Origin of the sequence: Streptomyces glomeratus (assembly GCF_021462825.1) — a bacterium.
In the GTDB taxonomy this organism is placed as follows: domain Bacteria; phylum Actinomycetota; class Actinomycetes; order Streptomycetales; family Streptomycetaceae; genus Streptomyces; species Streptomyces glomeratus.
Genome location: NZ_JAKEEB010000019.1, coordinates 119,962 through 127,361 on the forward strand (window position 1 = coordinate 119,962; position 7,400 = coordinate 127,361).

The 7,400-nt window shown below is 70.4% G+C and carries 5 protein-coding genes; 4 read left to right on the top strand and 1 reads right to left on the bottom strand.

Going from position 1 to position 7,400, the window contains the following annotated elements:
• Positions 1-132: 132 nt before the first annotated feature.
• The 3 genes from LZ604_RS22130 to LZ604_RS22140 all read left to right on the top strand — a co-directional run bounded on the left by LZ604_RS22130 (position 133) and on the right by LZ604_RS22140 (position 4,032).
• Positions 133-1,539 carry an FAD-binding oxidoreductase gene (locus LZ604_RS22130; protein ID WP_234517162.1) on the top strand — a complete coding sequence of 469 codons (1,407 nt, stop codon included), beginning with the start codon at positions 133-135 and terminating at the stop codon, positions 1,537-1,539.
• 195 nt (positions 1,540-1,734) lie between these two features.
• A complete protein-coding gene (locus LZ604_RS22135) occupies positions 1,735-3,165 on the top strand; it encodes an RDD family protein (protein ID WP_234517163.1) in 1,431 nt (476 codons plus the stop codon).
• A 54-nt stretch (positions 3,166-3,219) separates the two neighbouring features.
• Positions 3,220-4,032: an RDD family protein gene (locus tag LZ604_RS22140; protein ID WP_234517164.1), complete on the top strand. Its 813-nt coding sequence runs from the start codon at positions 3,220-3,222 to the stop codon at positions 4,030-4,032.
• Between the two features lie 51 nt (positions 4,033-4,083).
• Here LZ604_RS22140 and LZ604_RS22145 read toward each other — a convergent pair whose 3' ends face one another.
• Entirely contained in the window at positions 4,084-4,371 is a 288-nt protein-coding gene (locus LZ604_RS22145) for a hypothetical protein (protein WP_234517165.1), read from the bottom strand.
• A 528-nt stretch (positions 4,372-4,899) separates the two neighbouring features.
• Here LZ604_RS22145 and LZ604_RS22150 point away from each other — a divergent pair.
• On the top strand, positions 4,900-7,227 hold the full coding sequence (locus LZ604_RS22150; protein WP_234517166.1) for an immune inhibitor A domain-containing protein: 2,328 nt from the start codon (positions 4,900-4,902) through the stop codon (positions 7,225-7,227).
• Positions 7,228-7,400: the final 173 nt, after the last annotated feature.

The window sequence follows — 7,400 nt, forward strand, 5'->3', positions numbered from 1 at the left end:
AACCGCGCACCGCGGCGGTCCCGTCCCGCGTCCACCGGCAGGAGCCCGCCTCGCCGCAGGCGCCGGCAGCGGGGAGAGGTGCCGGTGCTCCCACGGACGGGGGTTCCCACCGCCCCGCCCGGGTGCCACGCTGTGATCATGAGCCGTATCGAAGCCCCGCGCGACGAAGTCACCGGCAACCTCCTCGACCGCCTCCGGGAGGGTCTGCCCGCCGAGGCCGTCCTGGCCGACCCCGACGTCACGGCCTCGTACGCGAACGACATGGCGAGCTTCTGCGCGGCCGGCATCCCGGCCGTGGTCGTGCTGCCGCGCACCGTCGAGCAGGTCCAGCACGTCATGCGGACCGCCACCGAACTTCGGGTCCCGGTCGTCCCGCAGGGCGCCCGCACCGGTCTGTCGGGCGGGGCGAACGCCTCCGACGGCTGCATCGTGCTCTCGCTCACGAAGATGGACCGGATCCTGGAGATCAGTCCGGTCGACCGCATCGCCGTTGTCGAGCCCGGCGTCGTCAACGCCACCCTCTCCCGGGCGGTGGGCGAACACGGCCTCTTCTACCCGCCGGACCCCTCCAGCTGGGAGATGTGCACGATCGGCGGCAACATCGGCACGGCCTCCGGCGGCCTGTGCTGCGTCAAGTACGGGGTCACCGCCGAGTACATCCTCGGCCTCGACGTCGTCCTCGCCGACGGGCGCCTGCTGTCCACCGGCCGCCGCACCGCCAAGGGTGTCGCCGGATACGACCTCACCCGGCTCTTCGTCGGCTCCGAGGGCTCGCTCGGCGTCGTCGTCCGCGCGATCCTCGCGCTCCGGCCCAAGCCCCCACAACAGCTGGTGCTGGCCGCCGAGTTCGCCTCCGCGGCCGCGGCCTGCGACGCCGTATGCCGCATCATGGCGGGCGGACACGTGCCCTCCCTGCTGGAACTGATGGACCGTACGACCGTCAAGGCCGTCAACGACCTCGCGCACATGGGCCTGCCGGAGACCACCGAGGCGCTGCTCCTCGCCGCCTTCGACACCCCGGACCCGGCCGCCGACCTCGCCGCGGTCGGCGCGCTGTGCGAGGCCGCGGGCGCCACCCAGGTCGTCCCGGCCGACGACGCGGCCGAGTCCGAACTCCTGCTGAAGGCCCGCCGGTTGTCGCTCACCGCGCTGGAGGCCGTCAAGGGCACGACGATGATCGACGACGTGTGTGTGCCCCGCTCCCGGCTCGGCGACATGCTCGAAGGGGTCGAGCGGATCGCCGGGAAGTACGGCCTGACGATAGGCGTCTGCGCGCATGCGGGCGACGGCAACACGCACCCGACCGTCTGCTTCGACGCCCAGGACCCCGACGAGTCGCGGCGCGCCCGTGAGTCCTTCGACGAGATCATGCAGCTGGGCCTGGAACTCGGCGGCACGATCACCGGCGAGCACGGGGTGGGCGTGCTGAAGAAGGAGTGGCTGGCGCGCGAGATCGGTCCGGTGGGCGTGGAGACGCACCGGGCGATCAAACAGGTCTTCGACCCTCTCGGTATCTTGAACCCGGGCAAGGTCTTCTGAGGATTCTCAGGGGAGCCCGCGGGCGCGAACGCGCGTTTCCGAGAACTATCTTTCGGGTTTGCCTCGGGTGTGTGAAGGGAGTGCGCGCTGTCGCCCGGAAAGGGGTGGGTACGGGCGGAGCGGCCGTGCCCCCTGCCCGCTTCTGATAGATGTGGATGCCCACACGACCCCCCGAGCAGATACGGGACGACGGACATGAGCGCCCCCACCCCGGCACCCGGTGACGACAGGCCCCGCGAAGGGTACTACCCGGATCCGTCCATTCCCGGATACGTCCGGTACTGGAACGGGGTCGCCTGGGTGCCCGGAACCAGCAGGCCGGCGCCCACCGACGGCACCCCGCCGGCCCCGCCGTCCTCCACGGACCCCGCTGGGCCCTCCGTGGAGGAGACGGGCCCGCACTTCTTCGACGAGGACCCGGTCGACGGCCCCGGCCCGGCCAACCCGGCCGGGGACCAGCACGGCAGCCGTCCGGAGCCGGCCTCGGCCTGGGGCGCCGAACGGTCCCGGCAGTCCGGGTTCGGTGGCGACCAGGACCGCCGGGTGGCCTGGGGCGGCTCCGGCACCGCCGACCCGCGGATCCCGCTCGCGGGCACGCCCGACGGCAGGGCGACCAGCACCGACGGCACCGCGACATTCCCGCCCGCCGCGACGGGATCCCGCCCGGGCGCGGACGCCGCGCCCTCCGAGAGCACCATGGCGTTCCGTGCGCTCTCCCCGCGCACGGGGGAGCAGGGCGACAGCGCGGGGGCGGCCGATTCCGGCGCGGGGCAGCCCGCCGCACATACGCCGAGCGCCCAGGCGCCGCAGGCCGCGGCACCGACGGCACCCGCGGCGGGGGCATCCGTGCAGCAGCCGGCCGCGAGCCTGCCGCAGCAGCCGGCCGGTTCGCTCGCGCAGCGGCCCGCGGCGAGCCTGCCACAGCAGTCCACGGGGCCTGCCGCGCCCTCGGCCACGGGACCGGGCGCGCCGTCGCCCACGGGCCCCGCCACGCCCATGACCACGGGTGCCGGCGGCGGCCAGCCCTCGTGGGCGCAGCAGGTCCACCAGCTCGCGAGCGCGGGCGCCGACGGTGACCGGCCGCCCGCGCCCTGGAAGCCGCCGGTGGAGGACCCGTTCCTGGCGGCCGTCCGGGAACAGGCGGCGGCCCGGCCCGCCGGTCTCGGCAAGCGGCTGGCGGCCCGGCTGCTGGACACTTTGATCGTGGGGGCGGTCACCGGCGTGGCCGCGGTACCGCTGGCGGGCAAGGCGATCGACCACATCAACGGCAAGATCGACGCGGCCCGGCTGTCCGGGCGGACCGTCACGGTCTGGCTGCTCGACGGCACGACCTCGGTCTATCTCGCGATCGTTCTCGCCGTGCTCCTCGGTTTCGGCGTGCTCTACGAGGTGCTGCCCACCGTCCGGTGGGGCCGCACGCTCGGCAAGAAGCTGTGCGGTCTGGAGGTGCGGGACATCGAGGGCCATGAGCCGCCGGCCTTCGGCCCGGCCCTGCGGCGCTGGCTCGTCTACAGCGTTCCGGGCCTGCTTGGCGTCGGTGTCGTCGGGATCCTGTGGTGCCTGTTCGACCGTCCCTGGCGCCAGTGCTGGCACGACAAGGCGGCGCACACGTTCGTGGCGGGCTGACCCGGACGGACCTCTACGGATGCGGAGCCGAGGGGTTCGCGGTCGACTCGGGCCATGAGCACCGAACCGCCGCCCCCCGGCTCCGGGGACTACCCGGAGGACGACCCGTTCAGGAAGAAGCAGCCCCCGTCGTCCGAGGGCGGCGGTTCCGCACCCCACGGGGGCCCGCACCACGGGGACCAGCCCCCGTACGGCGACCAGCCCCCGTACGGCAGTGAACCCCCTCCGGGCGGCGGTCCCCCGCACGGCGGCGAGCCCCCGCCCGGCGAGCCTCCCCCTGGAGCGCCCCCGCCCGGTGGGGGCCCCTACGGCACACCCCCGCCCCCCGGCGGCGGCCCGTACGGCGAGGGAGGCCCCTACGGCGGCGGAGGCCCGTACGGACCCTACGGTCCCTACGGCGACACGGATCCCCTGGCCGGAATGCCCCCGCTGGCCGACAGCGGCAAACGTGTACTCGCCCGGATCATCGACATGATCATCGTGGGGGTGGTGGTCTGGCTGCTGTCCTGGGTGTTCCGCACCACCGAGTACAACGTGGAGGCGGGCAGGATCGAGTACGGCAAGTCCGTCGGCCAGTCCGTGATCGCCGCCGTGCTCTACATCGCGTACGACACCGTGATGATCTCCCGGTCGGGCCAGACGATCGGCAAGATGCTGCTGAACATGCGGGTGGCCAACCTCGCGGACGGTTCCACCCCCTCCGTGCAGAGCGCGCTGATCCGCGCGGCCGTGCTGTGGCTGCCGTTCGCGTTCTGCTGTGCCTGCATCTGGACCGCCATCTGCGGCGGCTGGAGCTTCTTCGACCGGCCCTACAAGCAGGGGCTGCACGACAAGGCGGCCAGGACCGTGGAGGTCAGCACGGTGTGACCGGTGCGGGGAGCAGGGGTGGTCCGGGGACCAGGGGGTGGGACGCCCGGCTCAGCGGTTGGCCGGCTCGTGCACGGACTCGGCGGGCGCGGCGGAGGCGACGGATGCCGTCGGGCGTCCGTCCTGGCCGGCCGGCCGGCCGGTCGACCGCGCGCCGGACGAAGCGGACCTGGGCAGGGGAACCGTCACGGCGACCAGAAGCCCGAGGGCGAGCGCCGCGAGGGCGATCACGGTGATCCCCAGGCCCGAACTCGTCTCGGACAGCAACAGCATGGCGAGGGTCGAGAAGATCACGGTGCAGGAACCGTAGGCGAGCTGTGCGGCGTTCGGACGAGGCATGGCGATTCCTCGGGGTGGGGTCTCCCCCCGTGCCTCTCGCGATGGGGGAGGATGCGGACAACTGCGGACGACTGTGGGGCACTTGGGGCGTAGCTAAGAATCGTGGCCTGACAACGGTGTCGACAGGGCAATCCGTCGTCGTTCCGACGTTCCGCCTATCGACTCTATTCGCCTGCATGCCCGAGGGGAACGGCCGGTAAGCGTGACCTAACCCACGGTGCCGATGCATTGGGGGCGCACGGAGTCATGCAGTCCACCAACTGGACGGACGCGCGCGCCGGTTGACGGGTGACTATGCCGTCTGCAAGCCCTCCGTGTGCCGCGTGCCGTGCGCCGTCGGTTCACATGAGGTTCGCATGCCGAACATCTTGTCCTCTTAATGCTTTGACCTGTCCAAGTCAAGATCTGTCTTTTCTCTTAAACCTCCGGTCAAATGTCGTCACTTGACACACGCGTACCCCGCGCGCGGACTCTCCCTGCGACCAGGACCCCCTTCCGCGCGCACGGACGCGTCGGGGAGGACTTCAAGTGACCAGCAGACCCTGGACGTTCAGAGCAGCCGCGACCGCCGTCGCGTTCGCGGCGGCCACCGCCACTTTCTCGACGTCCGCCATAGCCCAGGGCAGCGGCAACGCCCCCGCGGCCCACGTCAACCGGCACGACCCGCAGCCGGTCGCGACCAGGGAGCACAACTTCGACGGACCGCTGAGCAAGACCCAGGAGGCTCAGCACGAAGAAGCGCTCAACCGGGTCATATCCGGAAAGGCGACGGTCGCCGACCGTGGCGCCTCCAAGGTGGTGAAGCTCAGCAGCGGCAAGTACGTGGAACTCGCGCGCGAGCGGACGGACAAGATCTTCACCATCCTCGCGGAGTTCGGCACGAAGACGGCACCGGAGTACGGCGGCACCGCCGGCCCGAAGCACAACCAGATAGCCGCTCCGAACCGCGCCACGGACAACAGCACCGAGTGGCAGTCGGACTACAACCGGCAGCACTACCAGGACCTCTACTTCTCCACGGACCCGAAGAAGAAGTCCCTGAAGCAGTTCTACGAGAAGGCGTCCTCCGGCCGCTACTCGGTCGACGGCCAGGTCCAGGACTGGGTCAAGGTCGACTACAACGAGGCCCGGTACGGCAGCAACAAGTGTGGCACCTGCGTGTGGAACCTGGTCAGCGACGCCCTCGCCAAGTGGGTCGCCCAGCGCAAGGCCGCCGGGGACACCGACGCGCAGATCAAGGCCAAGATCGCCCAGTACGACAAGTGGGACCGCTACGACTACGACGGCGACGGCAACTTCAACGAGCCCGACGGCTACATCGACCACTTCCAGATCGTGCACGCCGGCGAGGACGAGTCGGCGGGCGGCGGCGCGCAGGGCGAGGACGCCATCTGGGCCCACCGCTGGTACGCCTACGGCACCGACTCCGGCAAGACCGGCCCCGACGGCAACAAGCTCGGCGGCACGCAGATCGGTGACACCGGCATCTGGGTCGGCGACTACACCATCCAGCCGGAGAACGGCGGACTCGGTGTCTTCGCCCACGAGTACGGCCACGACCTGGGCCTGCCCGACAACTACGACACCACCGGCAACGCCGACAACTCCACCGGGTTCTGGGACCTGATGTCCTCCGGCTCCTGGCTCGGCACCGGCAAGAACAGCATCGGCGACACCCCCGGCGACTTCACGGCCTGGGACAAGCTCCAGCTGGGCTGGCTGAACTACCGGACCGTCACCTCCCGCACCACGTCGGTGACGAAGATCGGGTACACGGAGTACAACACCAAGGACCCGCAGGCGCTGGTCGTCGCGCTGCCGAAGAAGACCGTCACCAGGGATCTGATCCCCCCGGCGAGCGGCTCGTACCAGTGGTGGAGCGGCAGCGGCAACGGGCTCAACAACACGCTGACCCGCGACGTCGACCTCACCGGCAAGTCGTCGGCCACGCTGTCCCTCAAGGGCTACTACGACATCGAGCAGAACTACGACTTCCTGTACACGGAGGTCTCCGCCGACGGCGGCGCCACCTGGAAGCCGGTGGACGGCACGGTGAACGGTGCCGCGATCCCGCGTGACGCCAGCGACCAGCCCGCGCTGACCGGCACCCTCGACAAGTACGGCGACCTGGTCTACCCGCTGGACGCCTACGCCGGAAAGAAGATCAAGCTGCGCTTCCGCTACACCACCGACACCGGTGTGGCCAAGAAGGGCTTCGCGGCGGACGACATCGCCATCACCGCCGACGGCTCCTCCCTCTTCACCGACGGCGCCGAGAACGGCACCGGCGACTGGGCGGTGAACGGCTTCTCGGTCAAGGGCGCGTCCTACAGCGGCGACTACGCGCAGTACTACATCGCCGAGAACCGCCAGTACGTGTCGTACGACACGACCCTGAAGACCGGCCCGTACAACTTCGGCTTCCAGAACACCAAGCCGAACTGGGTGGAGCACTACCCGTACCAGAACGGTCTGCTGGTCTGGTACTGGGACACCTCGCAGGCGGACAACAACGTCAGCGAGCACCCGGGACAGGGCCTCATCCTGCCCGTCGACGCCCACGCCAAGCCGCTGAAGTGGACGGACGGCACCTACCTGCGCACGCGCATGCAGGGCTACGACTCCCCGTTCACCCTGGAGTCCACGGACGCGCTCACGCTGCACAACAACGGTGTGGCCACCAAGATCAAGAGCCAGCGGGGCGTCCCGGTCTTCGACGACCACAAGGGCACCTACTACTACTCCGCGACTCCGTACGCGAGCGTGAAGGTGCCGGACACCCACACGAAGATCAGGCTGCTGCGGCAGACGAAGAACGGCAGCGTACTGACAGTGGCGGTGCAGCCGTCCCGGTGACACGAGCCGGATGATCTTGTCCGGAGTGGAGCAGCTCACAAACAGAACAGCGTTTGTGCAGGTCGGAGCGTGATCGGCCGCGACCCCCTGGCGGGTCGCGGCCGATCGTGTTTAGGTGCGTCCTGTGGCTCTCTTATTGACATCAGTTCTCACGGGGGTGTGAAAGGGCATGG

Bases quoted from the DNA above. Each gene is read 5' to 3' on its own strand.
- LZ604_RS22135 (WP_234517163.1), top strand. From the start codon at position 1,735: ATGAGCGCCCCCACCCCGGCACCCGGTGACGACAGGCCCCGCGAAGGG.
- LZ604_RS22140 (WP_234517164.1), top strand. From the start codon at position 3,220: ATGAGCACCGAACCGCCGCCCCCCGGCTCCGGGGACTACCCGGAGGAC.
- LZ604_RS22145 (WP_234517165.1), bottom strand. From the start codon at position 4,371: ATGCCTCGTCCGAACGCCGCACAGCTCGCCTACGGTTCCTGCACCGTG.